Annotated in this window: 15 protein-coding genes and 1 other RNA gene; 5 read left to right on the forward strand and 11 right to left on the reverse strand. The window is 62.4% G+C overall.

The features are described from left to right. Window positions 1-182 precede the first annotated feature (182 nt). The 4 genes from GX515_06085 to GX515_06100 all read right to left on the reverse strand — a co-directional run bounded on the left by GX515_06085 (window position 183) and on the right by GX515_06100 (window position 6,919). Window positions 183-3,479: a hypothetical protein gene (locus GX515_06085; protein HHY32587.1), complete on the reverse strand. Its 3,297-nt coding sequence runs from the start codon at window positions 3,477-3,479 to the stop codon at window positions 183-185. Continuing rightward, the gene (locus tag GX515_06090; GenBank protein HHY32588.1) at window positions 3,476-5,362 is read right to left on the reverse strand and encodes a DUF342 domain-containing protein; all 1,887 of its coding nucleotides are present in this window, start codon (window positions 5,360-5,362) and stop codon (window positions 3,476-3,478) included. The genes GX515_06085 and GX515_06090 overlap by 4 nt, the downstream gene beginning before the upstream one ends. Window positions 5,363-5,383: 21 nt before the next feature. Next, a complete protein-coding gene (locus tag GX515_06095; protein ID HHY32589.1) occupies window positions 5,384-6,193 on the reverse strand; it encodes an alpha/beta hydrolase in 810 nt (269 codons plus the stop codon). Window positions 6,194-6,475: 282 nt separating this feature from the next. After that, window positions 6,476-6,919, reverse strand: a complete 444-nt coding sequence (locus GX515_06100; GenBank protein ID HHY32590.1) for an OsmC family protein — start codon at window positions 6,917-6,919, stop codon at window positions 6,476-6,478. Window positions 6,920-7,244: 325 nt separating this feature from the next. Between GX515_06100 and GX515_06105 the strand changes: the two genes are divergently transcribed. Then, window positions 7,245-7,613 (forward strand): hypothetical protein, encoded by a 369-nt coding sequence (locus GX515_06105; GenBank protein HHY32591.1) that lies wholly within the window; start codon window positions 7,245-7,247, stop codon window positions 7,611-7,613. 59 nt (window positions 7,614-7,672) lie between these two features. Here GX515_06105 and GX515_06110 read toward each other — a convergent pair whose 3' ends face one another. Then, on the reverse strand, window positions 7,673-8,464 hold the full coding sequence (locus tag GX515_06110) for a polysaccharide deacetylase family protein (protein HHY32592.1): 792 nt from the start codon (window positions 8,462-8,464) through the stop codon (window positions 7,673-7,675). 318 nt (window positions 8,465-8,782) lie between these two features. Between GX515_06110 and GX515_06115 the strand changes: the two genes are divergently transcribed. Continuing rightward, a complete protein-coding gene (locus GX515_06115; GenBank protein HHY32593.1) occupies window positions 8,783-10,465 on the forward strand; it encodes an MBL fold metallo-hydrolase in 1,683 nt (560 codons plus the stop codon). Window positions 10,466-10,702: 237 nt separating this feature from the next. On the opposite strand, the gene mgtE is transcribed toward GX515_06115, so the two are convergent. From mgtE to GX515_06135, 4 genes are all read right to left on the reverse strand, one after another. Continuing rightward, the gene (mgtE, locus tag GX515_06120; protein HHY32594.1) at window positions 10,703-12,052 is read right to left on the reverse strand and encodes a magnesium transporter; all 1,350 of its coding nucleotides are present in this window, start codon (window positions 12,050-12,052) and stop codon (window positions 10,703-10,705) included. A gap of 247 nt (window positions 12,053-12,299) precedes the next feature. Then, window positions 12,300-12,437: a hypothetical protein gene (locus tag GX515_06125; protein HHY32595.1), complete on the reverse strand. Its 138-nt coding sequence runs from the start codon at window positions 12,435-12,437 to the stop codon at window positions 12,300-12,302. A gap of 259 nt (window positions 12,438-12,696) precedes the next feature. After that, complete coding sequence (locus GX515_06130) at window positions 12,697-14,076, reverse strand: MATE family efflux transporter (protein HHY32596.1); 1,380 nt, start codon at window positions 14,074-14,076, stop codon at window positions 12,697-12,699. Window positions 14,077-14,235: 159 nt separating this feature from the next. Next, complete coding sequence (locus GX515_06135; GenBank protein ID HHY32597.1) at window positions 14,236-14,715, reverse strand: MarR family transcriptional regulator; 480 nt, start codon at window positions 14,713-14,715, stop codon at window positions 14,236-14,238. Between the two features lie 214 nt (window positions 14,716-14,929). Between GX515_06135 and GX515_06140 the strand changes: the two genes are divergently transcribed. From GX515_06140 to GX515_06150, 3 genes are all read left to right on the forward strand, one after another. Further along, the gene (locus tag GX515_06140; GenBank protein ID HHY32598.1) at window positions 14,930-15,280 is read left to right on the forward strand and encodes a winged helix-turn-helix transcriptional regulator; all 351 of its coding nucleotides are present in this window, start codon (window positions 14,930-14,932) and stop codon (window positions 15,278-15,280) included. A 71-nt stretch (window positions 15,281-15,351) separates the two neighbouring features. Next, complete coding sequence (gene cadA / locus GX515_06145) at window positions 15,352-17,445, forward strand: cadmium-translocating P-type ATPase (GenBank protein ID HHY32599.1); 2,094 nt, start codon at window positions 15,352-15,354, stop codon at window positions 17,443-17,445. Between the two features lie 291 nt (window positions 17,446-17,736). Next, window positions 17,737-18,675 carry a polysaccharide deacetylase family protein gene (locus tag GX515_06150; GenBank protein HHY32600.1) on the forward strand — a complete coding sequence of 313 codons (939 nt, stop codon included), beginning with the start codon at window positions 17,737-17,739 and terminating at the stop codon, window positions 18,673-18,675. On the opposite strand, the gene aspA is transcribed toward GX515_06150, so the two are convergent. Both aspA and ssrA read right to left on the reverse strand, forming a co-directional pair. Continuing rightward, complete coding sequence (gene aspA, locus GX515_06155) at window positions 18,667-20,214, reverse strand: aspartate ammonia-lyase (GenBank protein ID HHY32601.1); 1,548 nt, start codon at window positions 20,212-20,214, stop codon at window positions 18,667-18,669. The genes GX515_06150 and aspA overlap by 9 nt on opposite strands. A 923-nt stretch (window positions 20,215-21,137) precedes the next feature. Continuing rightward, window positions 21,138-21,490, reverse strand: a transfer-messenger RNA (tmRNA) gene (gene ssrA / locus GX515_06160). Window positions 21,491-21,494: the final 4 nt, after the last annotated feature.

The raw sequence follows: 21,494 nt of genomic DNA on the forward strand, positions 1-21,494 counted from the left end.
TCTTCGTCTCCTTTGTTGATGGCGCCAGGGTTGCCTGTTGCCGGTGCTTGCACGACGGGGCGTGAGGAATTTCGCTATCTCGCGAGCCAAATTGCTACGAACAAAGCGCCCTCTGGGTCGCGACGACGTTTGAAGGGGAGGGGCAGTCGGCAACAAGCTTCGGCCCGGCTTGAAGGGCGCGGTCAGAAGGCGGAAAGGAGTCTGGCCTTTTCCAGCAGTCTTGCGGTCTCAGGCGCAGGGTACACACCCATCTCGGCGCGAAGCGCGGCGGCGCATCTCTCGTAGGTTCGGACGGCCATTGCCCGGTTGCGCCTGGAGAGATAGCATCTCATGAGCAGCCTGTATGCCTCCTCCCAGCACGGGTCCTTTGCGAGGATCTCGTCGCAAACGTGGATGCACTCGTCGATCTCACCCTGGTCGAGCAAGAGCTCCGCGAACCTCTGTGCCGCCCGCAGGTACGTGGCAAAGAGCCTTTCCCGCTCTACGCTGGCCCAATCCTCATACAAGCAGTCTTGCAGGAAATCACCCTGGTAAAGGTGGAGCGCGCTGCGCAAGAGCTCGCAAGCGCCTCTGCGATCGGCCGGCTCCAATTTGGTCGCTTTCGCCACGAGGCTCTCGAACTCGTCTGCATCGACCCAGTACCCGGAGAGGGGATTCAGGCCGTAAAGCGGCCCCTCGCGGCGAACGTAAAACGGTGCCAGGCGCGCGGGCCTGCCGGGCTCGATCGCATTCAACATCGCGTTGAGCACGACCTTGAAATGCGCGGAGGCAACGTCCGGCTCGAGCTCGGGCCAGAGCATCTCGAGGATCTGGTCCTTGTGGAGGAAGCCCTTCCTATGCACGATAAGCAGCTGAAACAGGGTCTTCGCCTTTTCGCGCTGCCACTCGCGCGAGGAGATCTCCTGTCTCCCGCGGTAGACTCTGAAAGGCCCGAGCGTTCGCACGTGGAGGGTGTACCCTGGGTGGAAATCGACGTTGAGCAGACCCGTCGCGTCGCGTAACCACGTCACGTAGTCGCGGTCCACTCCGCGGTGTCTTGCCTCTATCAGCACAGGCGCCAGGACGCCGAGATCCCTGGGACCGAAAAGTGTCCTGCGGGTGAACAGGAACTCATAACTATGGGTATGCACCGACTCGATAAGGGTCTCGAGGCTCTCTCCGAGCGCCCTCTCATCCCGCCGCCTCAACGCAAGCACGGTGCGCCACAGGTCGCAGACGGTGCTGCAGTATGCGTCGCCGCACTCATCGAACGTCCTCTTTGCAGCCTCCAGCCAGTGTGCAGCCCGGTCGTCTTCACCGCCCGAAGCCAACCCAGCACCCACGCCGAGCTGGACGAACCCGGCGAGCCATTCATCCCCGGCAGCCCTGCATATGTCGAGCGCCTCGCCGGCCAGGCGTTCGCCCTCAGCTGCCTCGCCTGACGACGCTCGCAGGAGCGCGAGACCCATGAGAGGCTCGGCCCGGCCCCGCGCGACCTTGATGCTGTCCACAATGTCTAGAGCCCGCCTGTAGCAGGTTTCGGCGTCCAGGCTGGATCCCGAGGCGGGCCCGGCGACGGGTGCGTGAAGCGGAGCGGAGGCGAACACCGCGGGCGCCACCTGCCTTGCGTGGCCGAGCCGCATGTATCCCACCGCCTCCACGAACGGCGCCTTGAGATCCCGCCCGAGCTGGATCCCGGCCTCAGCACACTTGGTGGCGAGCTCGCCCTCGCCAATCAATGAATAGATCAGCGAAAGCAGCAGCTGAGTCTCCCTGTGAGACCGAGGGGGCCTCAGGCCGTCTGCTCTCTCCTCGCTCGCCTTACGCTTGAGCGACTCAAGAGCGGCGGAGAGCCTGCCCGTCCTAAGCTGGACCCTTATATCGAGCTCGTCTTCTATTGCATGGTGGATGAGCCGTTCAGCAGCCTGCGCGTACTTTACAGCGGCCGAGAGCTGTCCCTGGTTAGTCTTGTTCTCTGCCATCATCCTGAGGAGATTCGCTCGTTCCCAGGTGTCGTCCGGCGGGAGCATCCGCAAAGCTTCCTTGAGCAGAGCTTCACTCTTGGCAGGCTGAACCGTGTCAAGGTATACCATCGCTTTCCCCTTGAGGGCCCTGCTTCTCCCGATCCTGTCGCCTCTTCTTTCGAATATCTCGTTGGCCACACTGTACCACGCGACCGCGTCGTCGTAGTTGCTCGTAAGGCGGTGAACGTCAGCCCTCCGAAGAATGAGGTCGGGATGGGCCTCCAGCACGGGCCCGGGCAGTTCGCCGATCCAGCCCACCAGAGCGTCGAACATGCCGCGCTGCACGAGGTCCGGCGCTATCCCGGAAAGCACGCTCGCCGCACTCTCGTAATCACCTGCGGCGAGGAAGTGTCCGACGGCGAGGGAAGGCCTCCCGGAGCTCAGGTAGAACTGCGCCGCCTTACGGTTCCCGTTCTGCCATCGCTCGCGATCCCGGCGCGCGAGTCCCCGCAAGAACTCCCTGAAGAGATGGTGGAACCTGTATGTACCCGCGCCCGCAGCGTACACGAACAGGCCGTCAGCCTCGAGCCGCTCGATGATCCGCGCGCTATCCTTCCTGTCCGAAATGTGATCGCACGCGTCGGGGACCAGCTCTTCGAGAACCGCCGCATCCATCAGGAACTCTTTCACGTCATCATCCTGCTTGGCCAGGACCTCGGCGGCAAGGTACTCGAATACGCCCTGCAAAGTGCCAGGTGGGCCCGCGAGAAGGTCCTCCAGAGCCATGCCCTGTCTAAGGCCGTGCCATATCATCTCCAACGCGATGATCCAGCCCTCAGTGCGCTCCGACAGCACTTCCACCTGCTCGCGGGAGATCGCCCAACCATACGGCCCTTGGAAGAGCGCCTCTATCTCATCGCCCGTGAACGCGAGGTCTTTCTCGCTGATCTCCAGGAGCTCACCCTTCACGCGCCATCTCGCCACGGACACAAAAGCCGGCCTCTTCCTCGTGGAGAGGACCAAGTGGAGCTTGGGAGGCATCTCATCCACGAGGTGCTCCACCAGCCCATCGATCTCCGGAGCGTTCGAGACCAGATGGTAGTCGTCTACAACGAGCACCGAGTCATCGGTGACGTGGTCGAGCACGTCGTTGACGAGGGAGTCGACCGCGGCAAACCGTGTGGACCGGTCGTGGTCGCCCTCTAGCAAAGCTAGGGCTCGGCCTCCCACCGATGGGCGCGCCGTGCGAATGGCCCAGACCACGTGCAGAACGAAAGCGTGGGGATCGGAATCCGTTTCCCCCACCGTGTACCAGAAACACGGGACACGATGATCCGCGAGGTACGTGGCGAGCCCGGTGCTCTTCCCGTAACCAGGCCCCGCTTGGAGAATGGTGATAGGATGGAGCACTATTCCCTCGAAAACCCGAGCCAGCCTCGGTCTCTTCAGAAACTGCTTGCGCGGCACCGGTGGCACGAATTTCGTCCGAACTATGGGAGCCTCGCGGGCCATGGGGTCCTCCATCCCCTTTCTCACCTGATAACCAGGACTCCCTCGTCGTCGAGGAAAGCCTTGACGTCAAAACGGGTTGATTCGAACACGAAGCTGTCGCCGCCAACCTGGAACGTCGTGCCAGGATACACAACGCCGGCTCTGATCTGGCCGCTCGCGGCCACCTTGATCACCGACGAACAGGGCCACTGGCCTGGAGTGCCTACGCTGCCCACTTGTACCCTCTGGGCCGCATATATCTCGCCCCCTCGGACATTGCCCTTCACCCGCACCCCTTCCGCCGCGCTGAGGTTACAGTTGTAACAGCCCTTTTCGGCGACCAGTATGTCCCCGCCCGATTCCATCACGCTGTTCTGGGCGTACCCCACCACGATCCCCCCGCTGGTGCTCGGCGCCTTCTCGACCCAGTCTGCGATCGCCTCGACGCCCGCCCTCAAGGCGCTCAGGTGGTCCTGAAACGGTGCCCCAGGCAGATCCAGGGACGACATGGACTTGGCAACCTTGGCAATCAAGTCGGCCGCCTCCGCGGTCGCCTTCGGGAGTTCGACCCCGGCACCGCCCATGACCTCCTTGATTGAGGCCGCAAGCCTATCGAGCTCGCGCAGCCTCTGACCGACCAGACTGCGAGCCGGGGCGAGCCCCGGCCGCCCGTGCCCTCCTCGCGTCTGTTGTCGTTCGGAAGCGACCACCCCGTCCCGCTCCGGCGAGCTCGCCGCCGCCTGCAGCACGACCTGAAGCACGACCTCGAGCTGGCCCAGCGCACGCCGGACAGCCTCCAGAAGAGGGGCAAGACGGCTTGCAAGACCTTTCATTCCACCTGCTCGGAGGCGGCAATTGACGACGGACCCCTTGACCCTTATTCCCTCACCCGCAGTGATCATCGCACCCGCAGCGTGGCCGAGGACGGTGACACTGCCGCGGCCCTCCACGCGGGCGGCCTCAAGCACGTCGCCCCGCACGACTATGTCGCCGTTGAACCTCAGGTGGCCCGACGCTAGCCCCACGTTTCCGTCATGCACTATTACGGGCGCGACCTCGATGCGAGTGTACCTCGACCCGTACGAAACCGGCTTTCCGTCCCGCGTCGCAAGCACCTTCGCGCCGTCCTCCGAGAGCTCCGCTCCCTCACCGGCCCGCAGGCTCCACTCCCTCACCTCGCGCGGAGGAATCGCCTCACCGGTCACGGCACGTCCAGGCGTGCCTGGGACCGGCGGGTGGAGCACGGCCACTACATCGCCAGCACGCACGAACGGAAACCTGTAACGTTCCCAATAGTCCACCCTGTCCTCCGCTTCTTCCCACACCACAGGCACGGGCTCGAGCTCGACAAGGTGTTCAACGAAGCCGTCTTTGCCCTCCTTCGGCGGGACTCCTCTCGCAACTACATGCGGGAGGCCGTCGGCATCGAGGACCGCTCTCTCCACGGCCTCCATGTCGATTCCAAACACCACGCCCTTCGCTTTGAGGGCCTCCTCAACGTCCTCAGTGGTGACGGTCTTCTCGCAGACCTCCTCCTCGCCGGACCGGGCCTCGGAGTCGAGCCCGGCCGCGGCGTCTTCCTCGCCCAACACGGGTCGGACTATTCTCCGCGGTCTGACGACAGCGCTCGCTGACAGGCGATCGGCGCTGACGGTGATCTCAACCGACGCAGGCGCGATCTCCCTGGCTGCGGCAACCGGGACGACTGAACGCTCGGACGGCTCGTCGGCGTTCACATTTCCTTTTCTGCGCGCCCTGACCAGGACCTCGTGCCTTCCCGCTTCGGATGACGACTCACCGCCTGCACCTCTTGCATCGCTCACCACCTCGTACTCGACCTCGCAAGGCTCTGCCTCAAGAGCTTTCGAAGCCTTCTCGAGGGCCTCCTCCACAGTCCCAGCGCGGACGAGGACGTCGCCGGCCGGCACGTCCCATCACCTCCCGCCCTGTCATGGTTCAAGTAGAAAACTCCTGACGAGCTCGTTGAATTCCTGGGGTTTCTCGATAAAGAGAAGGTGTCCTGCGTTCTCCATGATGACCGCACGGGATCTAGGAATGCGCTCGGAAAGCAGGATAGCGTTCTCGGCCGGGACCACCTTGTCATCGCTGCCCGCCACCACCAGGGTGGGCGCCTGAATCTCCCGAAGGTGGGATTCGGTTTGCGGATCCGCAAGAAAAGCGCCACATGCGCTGAGCTGCCCGATATATGCGGAGCCGTTCTGAGGCCACGCGAGCTGGAACTCGGCCACCTTCGCGACAACCTCAGGGTTACGCTCGACGAATCCCTCGGAAGTGGCGAGCGCGAGCCCTTGCCTCACGATGTCCTCCGGCGTTCCCTGCGGACGTGACGTGAAGAAGTTCAGCGCGGTCTGAGTCATCGGCTTCGCCGAGGGCCCTCCGAACATGGTCGACACCAACACGAGCTTTTCCACGCATTCCGGATGTGCCCAGGCGAGCGTCTGCGCAACGTAGCCGCCCATGGAGGCTCCGAGGACGTGCGCCTTCTCAAGCCCAATCTCCCTCAGAAGGGCCAAGGTGTCCTCCGCGAACACATTGATGGAATAGCCCTCCTTCGGCCTCGCGCTCCTCCCGACCCCCCTATTGTCGAACACGACCACCTTGAAATCGCGGGCGAAGTCATCCACCTGCCGGAAAAAGGACCAACCTCCGTGACCCAGGCCCGCAATGAGCACGAGAGGAAACCCGTTCCCGTGGGTCTCATAATAGATACTCACCCCGTTGACAAAAGCCTCAGGCATGCCCGACACCTCCTGCTTACTAAGTTAAACGCAAAGGCCGGCTTTCCTTCCCGGTAGTCAGAGCGGGCCAAATATGGGGGCGACCGGACTGCGCCCGGCCGGAAACGTGATCGAGCGGGCGAGGTCAAGGTATAGCCAGGCGGTGCGCAGCAGACGCGAACGCTTCACGGGCAGCTCGCGACCATGGCGGCCGGTTAAAAGAGAGGCGGCGCCCCCCGAGGAAGACCTGGTACGCGGGGACGGACCGGCGCCGCCTCGTCGTCGTGCTGAAGCTACTAGACATCAACGGGTTACGGTGAAGTCACCGTCAACCCGCACGCCTCGCAGGGTGTCTGAGACAGGGCAGCGGGATTTGATCATGTCGACGAGATTGCGGACGTTCTCCTCGGGTGAGCTGGACTTGATGTTCATCTTGAATCTGATGTGCTGGAAGCCTGTCCGTACATCTCTTCGCTTGCCGGTGAAGCCGTCGGGATCCAAGTCGCCCTCGAGGTCGACACGGAAGTCTTCGAGCTTGACCCCGCACGCAGGCGCAAACGCGACAGCGCATATGGTTATGCAGCCCCCGAGAGCCGAAAGCAGTAGCTCCACGGGATTCATCGCCCGGTTCCCGCCGCCCAGCTCCTTCGGCTCGTCCATTGACACCTCGAAACCCCGAACGTTCGCCTTACAGAGCAGCCCCTCGCCCGCGCTTCTCACCGAAGCGCGAAAGGTTTCCAACGCCATAGTGGTCCATCCTCCCGTCAGACGTCAAGCTAGAGTATGCGTAGGTCTCCGTTCGTTGCCTAGTATCTCCCCGGGAGCGCGGGCGTATAGATTATGCAAAGGCTGCGTCATCACCACTACACGACTAGCCCGATGTTGATGCGCAAGATCGGCGCTTGCCCGTACCCTGCAGCCACGCCCCTCCTCTCACGTTGTATGCGAGCGGAGCATATCGTGTAGCGGGAATCCTTCGCCGTCTCATACTTCGACCTTGTCTCTGCCCTTCGGGACGCGGGCGGAAGAAGGCAACCATCGGAAGGCAGGGCCGGCGCGGGAGGCGCTTCCCATGGAGCGGCTTGAGATTCCGCAATCGAGAGTGCTCCAGATGGTGGTCAAGATCCAGTGGACCGTGGATAACCTGCGGACCCTGGGCGCCGGCAGCATGTACCATCTTGCCTACAGGCCGTGTGAGATCTCATACGACGTCCTAGTGGACATAAACTCCGGCAAGGTTGGCCCGGGCACGCGCGCGGAAGTCATATTCATAGGCGGTCAACGCCCGGTAAAGGTGGCAGACGCGGTCATAGAGAACGTTGTGACATCAAAAGGGTTTCGGCGGTTTGATTTTCGCATTGTTAGAACCTTCCCTGCTGAGGAGGTATCCGCCAGCTACACAGATATAGGCATCCTCTGTCTGTACTCCCCGGCTCAATGATCCCGCCTCACGGCCCACAGCCTACCAGCAGTATGCGGCGTGGACGGGGCATCCCGGCCTCATCTGGGGTCGTCGCGGCCGGGCTCCCCCAGCTTGAGCAATTCGGAGAGGGGCACTAATCTGTACCCTTTCTCGCGCAGGCCATCGATTATGCGCGGAAGCGCCTCGTGAATCTGTTTGCTGGAGTCGCTCGCGTGCATGAGGATGATGGCGCCCTTGAATGCCTGCTTCAGCACGCGGTCAACCATGAAATCCACGCCGGGGTTCTTCCAGTCGAGCGAATCAACCGCCCATATGACTGTCTCGTACCCGCAGGCTCTCGCACTCTCCACCACGACATCGTCGTAGTCCCCATTTGGAGGACGGAAGAACGGAGCGACCCTTCCAGCCGCGCTCAGGAGGTCCTCGTGGGCGGTCTTGATGTTCTCCTCTACTACGTCTCGGTCGTAGCGGCTCAGGTTGACATGGGCATCCCCGTGGCTCCCTACGTCATGGCCTGCGCTCACGATCTCCCGCACGATCTCGGCGTTCCTCTTGGCCCACGGGCCGGATAGAAAGAACGTGGCCCTCACGTTTTTCTCGCGCAAGATCTCGAGCACGCGAGGGGCTGTCTCGTGGCCCCAGCTGATGTCGAACGTCAGGGCGATCGCAGGCTCCGACGTCTTCACGTAGAACAGGGGCATGGTGGTCCTGGGCAACACCAGGATGGATTCGGTCACAGGGACGTAATGGTCCGCGGCCCATTCCACGCCGCGCCCTGCGAGAAGCCCTGCGAGAAAACCGAGCCCCAATATGGCGCATGTCGCGAGCGCCCCCGTCAGGATGACCGCCCGTCGGCTTACGAGCAGCATCTTGCCACCCCCCGGTGCACTCCCCCGGTGCACTTTGACGTCGATACGCGTTCCCTGACAAATGGTATGCCGTGGTGAGCTGCCTTATTCTCCGCAGCGTCCGCAGCGTCCGCCCCGGGCCATGCTGCACTTCAGGCCGTCTTCCGATGAAGCCAAAGTCCCCCCCGACTACCGCGCGTCTGCACCCGGCAGGACTTTTGGGACTGAACAGCAAAGTACCATGGCAGAAGCCCCGCTTGACGGCAGAAGGGGGAACCCGGCACGGAGAGGAGGCGCTCGAGCCAACACCAGCACGAAGAAAGGAGAGACAGCTTGGCAATGCAACTCAAATTCGTCGGTGCCACTCGCACGGTCACAGGGTCATGCCACTACATCGAGACCGGGAACACCAGGTTCATTGTGGACTGCGGGATGTTCCAGGGAGAGAATGAAATCGAGAAGCTCAACCGCGTCGCGTTTCCGTTCGACCCGGCGGCGCTCGACTTCGTCCTCCTGACGCACGCCCACATCGATCACAGCGGCCTTATCCCGCGCTTGGTGCGAGAGGGGTTCAAAGGAAAGGTATACGCCAGCGCCGCCACGATCGATCTCTGCAAGATAATGCTCCTCGACAGCGCTCACATCCAAGAGCTCGAGGCCGGCTGGCAGCAACGCAAGGCGAAGAGAGCGGGCGAGGTTCCTTTCGAGCCGCTCTACACCGTGGACGATGCGGAGCGGAGCTTGTCCCACTTTGAGCCCGTCCCGTTTGGCCAGATGATCAACTTGGCCCCGGACGTGACGGTGAGGTTCCGCCACGCCGGGCACATCCTCGGGTCGGCCATAGTCGAGGTCTACCTGCACCAGACGAACCCCGGCGCTGGCCCTGCCTCTCTTTCTGAGCCCGCCGCGACCCCGGCAGTCAGAGCAGAGGAGGCGAAGATCGTTTTCTCGGGTGACCTCGGCAACGTGAACCAGCCTATCATCAAGGACCCGGAGTTCGTCTCCGACGCCGACTTTCTCGTGGTGGAATCCACTTACGGCAACCGCGTTCACGAAGACCGCATGGGGAGCATGGAGAAACTACGCAAAGTCATCCAGGACACGTGGTCAAGGCGCGGAAACGTCATCATACCTGCCTTTGCCGTAGCCCGCACCCAGGACGTCGTGTATGATATCGCAAGGCTTGCCTACAGGCGTGAGATTCCCCCGGTCAAGGTGTTCATCGACAGCCCCATGGCGGTGTCAGCGACCGAGGTGTTCGACAAGTATCGGGACCGGGACGAGTTCGACGTGGAGACCAGAGCCCTTATCGACGCCGGCGGCGACCCGTTCGACTTCCCGGGGCTCCAGTACGTGCAGACCGTCGAGGAATCGCGTTCCTTGAATGAGATCTCCAGCGGCGCGGTGATCATTTCCGCGAGCGGAATGTGCGACTTCGGCCGGATCAAACACCACCTCAAGCACAACCTATGGAGGCCCGAGTGCACCGTGCTGTTCGTCGGCTTCCAAGCCCGGGGAACGCTTGGCCGCCGTCTTCAGGAGGGAGCCACGAGGGTGAAGATATTCAACGAGGAGGTGGCGGTGAGAGCGTCCATAGAGTCAATTGACGGCTACTCTGCTCACGCGGATCGCGACGCCCTGCTTTACTGGGTGAAGAGCTTTCGGACCAAGCCACGCAAGGTATTCGTGGTGCATGGAGAGGAAGAGGCGGCCGAACAGTTCGCCGCCGTGTTGAGAACAGCCCTAAACACCTGGGTCGGCGTCCCTGAAAGAGGCGACACCGTGGACCTCGCAAGCGGGCAGACGACGGTCAGGCCTGCCGAGAAGGCCGCCGAGCACGCACAACCTGCGGCCCTGAAGGCGACCAGAGAGAACCTGGAGAGAGCTTACGACGCGCTCCTGAGGTCGCTCGACCGCAGAGAAGCCTCGCCGGATCCTCGCGCCCTCGCGGCGACGCAGGATGAGATCGCGAGGCTCATCTCGATGATGCAGAGGCTCGCTCAGGAGGACCGCACGGCATGACTCGTGGCAGCTCGGCGCTGCAGGCGCGCAAGTCCCACCCAGGGTTGCCGGGTTGTGCCGTCCTTGACATGTTGTCCTCTGGGGACGGCGCGCCTGCGGCGTGAACCGTACTCCGCAATGGAATCCATCGGCCTTGACTGGCGCTGGGCCGGTCGTGTGCAGCAAAGCTGGGCCGCGTTGCCATATTGTGGCACAGCTCAGGTATGCCATCGCACCGTGCTCAGCCGCCCCTTGTGTTCAGCCGCCTATGCCGAGCACAAGGCGTGCGATCTCGAAGTACACGATGAGGCCGACGATGTCAACGATGGTCGTGATGAACGGCCCTGCCATGACCGCCGGATCCGCGCCGAGGTGTTTCGCCGCAAAGGGGAGAAGCGCGCCCACCACGTTGGACACGACTATCACGACGAACAGCGCCAGCCCAACGACAAAGGCTACCCGGACGTCGGCCTGTGTGAGGTACGCCCTGGCGTAGGCAAACACGCCCAAGAGGAGCCCAAGTACCAGCCCGGTGCCGCACTCCCTGACAAGCACTCTCAGCCCTTGCCCCAAGGTTATCTCGCCCGTCGCTATGCCGCGGATGACAAGCGTGGCCGACTGGGTGCCGGTGTTGCCACCGGTATCGATGAGCGTGGGTATGAAAAACGCGAGCGCCACCACGGCCTCGATGGACGCCGAATAGACCTTGAGGATATTACTGGAGAAGCTCTCAAGGAGAATGAGGAACGCGAGCCAACCCACGCGCTTCTTCACGTTGTCGAGCAGGTTCATCCTGAAGTACTCTTCTTCAGGCGCGCCCAGACCGGCCATTATGTGGATGTCTTCGGTATCCTCATCTCTCACAACGTCGAGGATGTCATCGTGGGTGATGATCCCGACAAGGCGGTCCTCGCTGTCCACAACGGGAACGGCTATGAATCCGTAGTCCTCGAAGATGCGCGCGACCTCCTCCTGGTCGGTGTCGGTAGAGACCCGCACGACCTCCGGGTGCATTATCTCGCGGACGAGCCTGTCTCCCGGAGCCAACATGAGGTCTTTCAGCGAAAGCTCGCCCACCAGCCGCCTGTCGCGGGATATCACGTACAGGTGGTAGATGGTCTCCTTGTCCGGCGCGGTCTTTCGCACATGTGCAAGAGCCTCGTCGACCGTCTGGGTTTCCTTCAGGTCAACGAAGTCAGTGGTCATGAGCCGCCCCGCCGATTCTTCCTTGTAGCCCAGGAGCATGTTGGCCACATGCCGCTCTTTCTCCGACAGGAGCGACAAGTACTTCTTGACGACCTTCGCGGGAAGCTCCTCAAAGAGCTCAGTGCGGTCATCCGGGCTCATCTCATTGAGCAGGGTCGCCACCATGTCCCCGCTCAACGACCGCAGGAGCACCTGTTTCCCATCGACGTCCATGAAATCGAAGACCTCGACGGCGAGGTCCTTCGGCAGCAGCCTGAACACGAGCCCGGTGGGCCCGGGCTGCAGCTCCTCCAAGACTCTCGCGATCTCGGAAGGATGGTGCTTTTCGAGTGTGCGCTTGAGACCCACGTAGTCCTTCTTGGCAAGAAAGTCCTCAACCTTGCCCGTAAGCTCGACGGCCAACGGCATTCCCTCCTTTGCAGCGTCCTTCCTGACAGGTCAACCCGCAAGCGCTCGCGCAACGCGCTTTGAGAATGCCCGTAGCCAATCGACAGGGCCGAGGGAAGGGAAACGGATGACACGTGCGTGCGTGCCCTCTTGGAGGGCGTGCCGAAGCGAGAACGGGCACCGCCACGCACACCGAGTCCAACACGCAAAGCGCCCCCGGTCCGTCCTCCGAACGAGACCGGGGGCGCATGACTCACCATGCCTAGCCTCTGCCGGGCAACGACGAAGACGGACACCGCGCAAAACGCTGTGCCGCGCGCACCGCGCCGCGGAGGTTGACCTTGACGTTGATCTTGACGGTTGCGTTCATACTCCTAGGGTCAGCGTCCATCTTCATCATCTCCTCCAGCGAGCCATTACATAGGCAGCTAAGCGAAGAGAAGCAAGGAGAGCGTGCCCGAGCCCCCAGGCCGAGGGTCGTCAGCAGAGAGCCCTGCGCACGAAGCCTAATCATGTCGGCCGCGCCTGCCGTCATTTAGGACTTTGTTCCCATTTCAGATTACGCTTCCCGTCGCGGCGTTGTCAAGCCGTCATGTGGTTTCCCTTCCTCATTGACCCCACACTCACCTGCAAGGACTCCACGCTACCCCAGGGCTCCTTCATGCCCTGAGAAGCTTCCACTTTCCACTGCGGAACCGGGACGTGATGATCGCGGCACGCACTATTTGGTCGATAGCCATCGCAACCCAGGCGCCAATGAGCTCCATGTCGAGGACCACCGCGAGCAAGTATCCCACCAAGACCCTGAAGCCCCAGATTCCAACGGCCGTGGCATATAGCGGCCACTTCGTGTCGCCAGCCCCGCGGAGCCCCCCCGCAAGGATGAACTGGCTGGATTGCGCGGGCTGCACGAGCCCTACTATGCGCAGGACCACGGCGGCTTTCGCCACGACCGCGAGGTCATTGGAGTACATCAACGCGATGTACCTCCCGAAGAAAATGAAAACCAGCGCCATGAATCCGGAAACCATCGTGCCGAGGCGGCGGGTCTCGAGCGCCCCTTTCTCGGCAAGGTCCGGCCTCCCAGCGCCCAGACCCTGGCCGACCAGGGTCGTTGCCGCTACCGCGAACGCCTGCCCGGGCGTGAACGAGAGGCTCAGAATGTTCATGCCGATCTGGTGGGCAGCCACGACCGCCGTCCCAAAACCCGCAACGACTCTCAGGTAGACCAGCTGCCCTCCTCTGAGGATGAGCTGCTCAACAGCGGCCGGAACCCCGATATTGACGATGCGCCGAATGAGCGGGAAATCGAACCTCGCAGGGCCTGTCAGGTGCAGAACGAACCTGCCCCCGGTCACCACGCGAAGGATGAGGACAAGTGCGATGGCCCGGGATATACTTGTGGAAAGCGCTGCGCCCGCTACCCCCATCCTCGGGAAACCGAACTTCCCGTATATCAAAAGGTAGTTCCCGATAATGTTCAAGATGTTGCATAGCGCATTCACCTTCATCGGTGTCTTCGTGTCGCCCGCTCCGCGGAGTGCAGCGGCGATGCTCATGGTCAGAAGCATGAAGATCGCGCCGGCCGCGACTATCTGCATGTATGCAACGCCGAGAGGGATCACGTCCTCCTCGGCGCCCATCAAAACCATCACACTCCGCGCCGACACGACGCCTAGGACACTGACGATTATCCCCATAATGGTGGTCAGTATGAAGCTCTGTTGCAAGGCGTCATTGGCCAGCGATCTTTCGTCGGCTCCGACGGCGCGGGCGATGACCGCCGTGGTTCCGACATTGAGGGCGACGAACACGCCCGTTGCGAACAGTACCGGTTGGTTTGTGAGCCCTACGGCGGCGATGGCTGCTGGCCCTATCCTGCCCACCATTATCATGTCCGCCATTCCGACGAAGGTGACCAAGAGCGTCTCCACGAGGGCCGGCCCAGCGAGATCGAACACGCGCCGCCTCACCGCCGCGGCTGAGTCGAGCTGCGGAACGGGCGCGGCCCGTAATTCGACATCTTCCACGTCACTCATACCGATTTCTCACCTTCATCACGCCAACATCACGTCCCACATCACGTCCTACATTACGTCCCGCGTTGGGTCCAGCTTCGTCGCCCGGCGCCGGCGAGGCAGAAGCGACGAGCGTGCGGGCAGCGTAGGCCGGGGGCTGGCAACAAATTGGAAGGAAAATCAGGATTCGGGCTGGTAGGCTAGAAGCGAGTATACCCTCGCCAAGAGATCACGAAGGCTAGACTGCTCCTCCTCTGTCATGGACGCGAGCACGCGCCCCAGGTACCTCCTCCGTCTCTCCCGGACCCTGGTGAGAACGGTCCTGCCCCCATCCGTGATCCTCACGCGCACGACTCTCCGGTCGGCTTCGTCACGGACCCGCTCCGCAAGCGCCGCTCGCTCCATGCGATCGACGAGGTCGGTGACGGTGCTGCAACTCACGCCGAGCCGCTCGCTCAACTCGCCCATAGTGAGCTCGCCCCTACACAGCGCGAGCAACGCATGGAACTGGTCTCTCGTCACCCCAAGGTTCGCCAGCTCTGCCTTGCCTTGAGTGCGCATGAGGTGCTCTATACGCGCAAGAAGCATCTCAATGTCGTCAACGCATAGAACGGAACCGGCCTCGTCACAGACGCTGCGAGGCTCGCCTCGGAAATCCACCGGTATTCCCCCCTTTCGTATGTTTCGTGCTACCGATCTTACGTAGCACTAAACAGTATACTGCACATGCCTTGCCCTGCCAAGAACATGTGGGCAGTTCCCCTAAAAAACCCATGATTTGCATCCCGCACCATTGACGTCGTGGACAGCATAAGATATATTACTATTAAACAATTGCTTATTACTTTCCCATACTCAAGATGGAGGCAAAACCATGCAAGCGAGCGATGTCTGCGACGAGTTCACGCCCTCGGGCGACGAGGCCGCCAAGCTCAAGGACAGACTCATTGAGGTGGCTGGCCTCTCCGAGATATTCAAGGCGCTGGGCGACGAGACCCGCACCAAGATCCTTTACCTGCTGTCACTGCAAGAGCTTTGCGTATGCAATCTCGCCCAGATCCTTGACATGAGCGTTCCCGCTGTATCCCATCACCTCAGGCTCCTGAGGGCGCTGCATCTGGTGAAATACCGTCGTGACGGCAAGGCCGTACGGTATTCTCTCGACGACGAGCACATCGTGAACATGATCCGGCAAGCCCAGGAGCACTTCGCGGAAGACAGGTGATGGCGGGCGGTCCGCGCATGTCGCGGGCCACTTGTAAGAGCCGGCGCGGCAAAGAGAGGATGGTACTCGGCATGCCAGAGCTGACTATGTCGCCAAAAGATCGCGCTACCCTTCATCGGAAACACGATTCTATGGAACGCAACCACCAGGACGGCGCCAGGCGCGATGAGCCGCACGGTCAGCAGACTCAGCGGACCAGGATGGAGGCACGAGGGCCCGCGCAGGCCGCCGCCAAGGCGCAAAGAGAGCGTGCGGACGGGAGGTCCGCGGAGGACGGACGCGCCGCGGCTGTGAGAAAAGAGCTTGCGATGACCGTGCTCGCAGGCGTGCTCTTCATCGCCGGCCTCGTCGCCCAACACGCGCTTCGCCATAGCGTGTACCGGATTGTGGAGTACCCCATCTTCCTTTCGGCGTACGTCCTCGTGGGTACAAAGGTGGTCCGCTCCGCCGTGCGGAACCTCGTGCGAGGCGAGTTCCTCGACGAAACATTCCTCATGACCGTGGCGACCATCGGGGCCATCGTCATCCACCAACTGCCTGAGGCCGTGGCGGTTATGCTTTTTTATGCCGTGGGCGAGCTCCTTCAGGACGCCGCCCTCGACCGGTCGCGCCGGGCCATCGGAGCTCTCCTCGATATCAGACCCGATGTCGCCCGTCTCAAGACCGGGGATGAGGCTAGGCTCGTCCGTCCGGAGGAGGTCGAAGTCGGTCAGGTGGTGATGGTCTGGCCCGGAGAGCGCATCCCGCTCGACGGCGATGTCGTGGCAGGTTCGTCGTTCGTGGACGCATCCGCTCTCACGGGGGAGCCCACGCCCATCAGCGTTGGGCCTGGGAAAGAAGTCCTCGCCGGCATGGTGAACCAGGACGGCACGCTCGAGGTCCGTGTACGCCGGAGAGCCGCGGAATCCGCCGTATCAAGGATCCTGAGTCTCGTCGAAAACGCGGCCGTGCGCAAATCCCCGACCGAGCGGTTCATCACCAAGTTTGCGCGTTACTACACCCCGGCGATCACGCTGGCGGCCCTCGGGGTGGCGCTTGTTCCGCCGCTCGTCCTCCCTGGCGCGACGTTTGGCACGTGGGCGTATCGTGCCCTGGTGCTGCTGGTCATCTCGTGCCCGTGCGCGCTTGTCATCTCGATCCCGCTGGGTTATTTCGGTGGCATAGGCAGCGCCTCGCGCCACGGCATCCTCGTCAAAGGGGCGAACTACTTGGATGCCCTTGCTTCGCTCCACACCGTAGCGTTCGACAAGACCGGGACTCTCACGAAGGGGGTGTTTCGCGTCACCGAGGTGTCCGTCCGCAACGGCTATTCCAGGGACGAGCTCCTCGAAGTCGCGGCGATGGCAGAGGCCAACTCCGCCCACCCCATAGCCAAGTCCATTCTCGAGGCGTACGGCAAACCGGTGCAAACCCACCTCGTGCGAGATTACCGTGAGATCTCAGGGCATGGCGTGCAGGCTTCCGTCGATGGCCGAGAGATCCTCGCCGGGAACGACCGGCTCATGCACATGGAGAACATCGACCACGATTCGTGTGATCTCGAAGGAACCGCCGTTTATGTAGCGGTGAACAGGGTCTTCGCGGGCTACATCGTGATCTCCGACGAATTGAGGCCTGACGCGGCGCTGGCCGTGGCCGGCCTCAGAGAGCTGGGAGTGAAGAAGACGGTCATGCTCACGGGGGACGACGAATCCACGGCAAGGGCTGTCGCCAAGCTCACCGGAGTGGATGCGTACTTCTCGGAGTTGCTCCCGGAGGAGAAAGTGGCCAGGCTCGAGGAGATCTCACTGGAAGCGACCAGGCCGCGCCGCCAGAAGCTCGCGTTCGTGGGCGACGGCATCAACGATGCACCCGTCATCGCGCGAGCCGACGTCGGGATCGCCATGGGCGGCCTCGGGAGAGACGCAGCCGTCGAGGCCGCGGACGTCGTCATCATGAACGACGAGCCTTCCAAGCTGGTTGTGGCCGTTCGCATCGCGCGGGGCACGAGAGCCGTCGTCCTCCAGAACATCGCCTTTGCGCTCAGTGTGAAGACGGCTTTCGTACTGCTCGGCGTGGTAGGCGTTGCCACTATGTGGGAAGCCGTGTTTGCCGACGTGGGCGTGGCCTTGATCGCCATCCTGAACGCCACGAGGTTGCTCGGCCGAGATTTCGCGGTCAAGTAAAGCGGTCAAGTAAAGAAGTAAAGCGGGGTGCCCGGCGTTCACCGGTGAATGCCGGGCTGGGATCGAAGTGCTCCTTGGCGAGTTCCAAGCACCTCACACACGCACCTTGACACGTGTCCCCTCACGCACGCCCGTTGCGAGTCAGGGCAGCGCAAGCGCGCATGCACGCCCGGCTTGCCTGTACCCGTGCACCTCCTCTCACAACCCGCGCACGACCGGGTCAACGTCCCTCAACGAGGAGCTGGGGTCGGGGCGAGTGTGGCGGGACGCAATAGGCGGGGGATAATAACCGTGTCAATGCTGTGTCAATACAGTGAGGGGGTGCCTGCTCTGAGGAACGTCGCCTATCTCCTTGTCGGGGTATTCCTTGCGCTTGCGATCATGGTGGCGAGCCCGAGGGCCTTCGACACCATACTGCAGTCGAGGCTACTGGGAGAGGCCGCTCTTCCGCGGTTCACTGATGGGTCAGAGAAGGAAAACAGAACACCCGAACCGCAAGACCTCGTGAAGCTCTTCCCCGACATCGTAGTGAGACAGTGGTCTCCCGAGACTCCATCCGTAGCCATAACGTTCGATGACGGACCGGACGACACCTATACACCGAAGATCCTGGACATCTTGGCCAAGCACGGCGTGCGAGCCACGTTCTTTCTAATCGGACAGGCCGCCGAGAAGTACCCGGAGGTAGTCGCGCGCATCGTCAGGGAAGGCCACGCCATCGGAAACCACACCTACTTCCATTCGAACCTCTCGCGCATGGCTCCCTGGCAAGTCCTGCTGGATCTGCGGAAAGCGCAGGACGTGTTCGACCGCCTCGCTGGCCAGGCGCCGACTGCGGTGCGGCCGCCGTATGGGGCACTGGACCCGCCAGCCGTTGAAGCGATCAGGCGGGAGGGCTTCAAGGTGGTCCTGTGGACCATCGACTCCCTGGACTGGTGGGGGCTCTCAAAGGAACAAATCATCCAGAACGTCGTGCCCGCCCTTAAGAGTGGGGTCATAATCCTGCATCATTCGTCTGGAGGGCCGCAGGAAGACCTCACCGGCACGCTCGAGGCGTTGCCTGAGATAATCCAGACCCTCAAGGACCAGGGATACCGCTTCCTGACCATACCCGAGGTACTAGATGACATAGGGCGGCAACGCGACAAAGCCTCTGCCAACGCGCGAGACGTCGGGACGCCGGTAGCCGGGATAGCCGGGCGTACGGCGGCGCCGGGCGTCTCACCGTGACCCGGCCTCCTCCCCCGAGCAGCTCTCATGCCCCTCGTCACTGCATGACGACGCTGCTGGGCTGCCCGTCGTCGCCTGCTTCCGGTTGAAGGCGAGCAGTTTCTCGCGGAGCTTGCTCGCCCCCGCGATTCCCGGACGGGTCATCTGCTCTGGGCTCAGAATGAGGCCCAGCTCCTCCTCGGTCAGAAGACCGGTCTGTAGCACGAGGTCCCTCACAGGTTTTCCCGACATCAGAGCCTCCTTAGCGATCGCGGAAACCGTGTCGTAGCTCAGATAAGGGTTCAGCGCCGTAAGGATTCCCACGTTGTTCTCGACAACCGCCCGGCACCTGTCCTCGTTCGCCGTTATCCCTGTAACACACTTGTCCACGAACATGTTCACGGCGTTGTTGAGGATGTCTATCGATTGCAGCAGGTTGAACACCAACACCGGCTCGAACACGTTGAGCTCGAGTTGACCCGCTTGAGCAGCGAGCATAATAGTCACGTCGTTTCCGATGATCTGGAACGCCGCCTGGTTCACGGCCTCGGCGATGACAGGGTTCACCTTGCCCGGCATGATGGAGGACCCGGGCTGAACGGGCGGAAGGTTTATCTCCTTAAGGCCCGCGAATGGACCCGAAGCGAGCAGCCTCAAGTCGTTGGCGATCTTCGAAAGCGTGATCGCGCACATCTTGACCGAGGACGAGACGTCCGTGAACAAGTCCACGTTCTGAGTGGCGTCCACGAGGTTCTCCGCGAGGCGAAGGGCGTATCCCGTTATGTTCTCGAGCTCCTCCACGACGAGCCTCATGTACTCTGGGTCGGCGTTCAAACCTGTCCCCACGGCCGTCGCGCCCATGTTGATCGCAAGCAACCCGTCAGCGCTCCTGGCTATGCGTTCCAAGTCGCGCTTGACCGCTCCTGCGTACGCCCCGAACTCCTGGCCCAGGGTGATCGGGACGGCGTCCTGCAGGTGAGTCCGACCCATTTTGATGACGTCCCTGAATTCCTCGGATTTCTCGCGGAGCGCGTGGACCAGCCTGTTCAGTGCCTTGATTGCCGGATGCACTTGCTGAAGCATGGCGAGCTTCGCGGCGGTCGGGAACACGTCGTTCGTGGACTGCGACATGTTGACGTGGTTCAGCGGGTGGACCATTTCATACTGGCCCTTCCTGCCCCCGAGGATCTCGATGGCCCTGTTCGCGAGGACCTCGTTCACGTTCATGTTCATGGACGTCCCGGCCCCGCCCTGTATGACGTCCACGATGAACTGGTCCCGGAGGCCGCCCGCTATCACCTCGTCAGCCGCCTGAACGATGGCCCGCGCGATCTCCTCCCTCAGATACCCCATCCGCATATTCGCAAGCGCTGCCGCCTTCTTGACCACTGCGAATGATGTCACCAGAGCGGGATGCATCCTGATCCCGGTGATTTGAAAGTTCTCCGCACTTCGAAGGGTCTGAATCCCGTAATATGCATCCTCCGGAACCTCGCGCGTGCCGAGGAGGTCTTTCTCCAGACGCGTTTTGGCCCGCGCCTCCAGTCCTCTCTCCCCCATATCAACACCTCCATGTGCCGTCACACCATCGTGTGTCGCCACCCATCGCGTGTCGCCACGCCGTCCGAAGCAGCGGACTCAACCAATCGCTACCAGTTCGATTATACGACTACTCACAGAGAAAATGAAGGGCTACGGACGAGGGGACAGGGGCACGGGGGGACGGGGGGACGCGGGGACGGCGCAGCGGTGCGGCGCACTCACTCAGGCAAGCGCCTGCGCGCGCCAACCCGGCGCTCGCCGAGCGGAGTGAGGCATTCAGCGGGCGAGCGCGTGGCGAACGCGCGGCGAGCAGGCGACGGCCACGCGGCGGGCACGCGGCCGTGCACGCTGAGCGCTGAGAGTGTGGGCAGCCGTGCGGGCGCGAGCGGCCGCGGCGGCCGTGCGCGGGCGGGTGGGCGGGAAGGTGGCGGGGGTGCGGGCGTGCCCGGCATCCGGACGTGTGTGAATGTAGACATGCGTGAATGTGTGAAAGTGCGGTCCGAAACGGCCGACGAAGAGCAGGAGCCCGGCCGCTTGGTTGGGCCGGGGCTCCTGTCCGTGTGCGCATGCGTGTGCAAGGAAGCTTCCCGCGGGCAGATCACTCGGGACCTCGTGCGATCCCCTGTACGCTTCGGCCCTCGCTACGCTGCGAGCTGTGTATGAACCACAAGCTCGTTCACGAGCTGGCTCAGCCGCCGAGCGGGAACAGGAAGAATATGAAGAACAACGGAATAAGGATGATAGCTATGAGGATGATGATCCACCACCAGCCGCCATCGAACCAGTTGCCCTTGGGCTTGGTGATCTCCGCCATGCTTCTTACCCCCCTCGGACTGCCACCACCGGCAAACCGTGATCTGCAGGCTCTCCTGCAGTCACGATATCATATGTCCAACCCCGAGGAGGTGACACTCCCGCGAGCAGCGGGATTATAAAACAGCTGGTGGAGGCGGCGGGAGTCGAACCCGCGTCCGAAGAGGCAACTCGAGGAGCTTCTACGAGCGTAGCGTGGGATTTGACTTCACCCCGGAGGCGCTCTCACGCCGGCTCCCCACGAGGCTATCTCGATGGTCTTAGCCCGCCCCTCCGAGAATCGGGGCGGGAGCATCCTGGTTTAGTTGACGCCCGCACCGGCCTCCCAGGTTAAGCCCGGATTGGACGGCCGCGTTAATTACGCAGCGTAAGCGTACTCGTTGTTGGCACTTATCGTGCGTTCCACCGTTTAACGAGGTCGGCGGGATCTCGGCTCGCTACCCCTGTCGTCACAGCTCCCCGTCGAAACCGTAACGCCCCCACAA

This window comes from Bacillota bacterium (genome assembly GCA_012842395.1).
In the GTDB taxonomy this organism is placed as follows: Bacteria; Bacillota; SHA-98; order UBA4971; family UBA4971; genus UBA6256.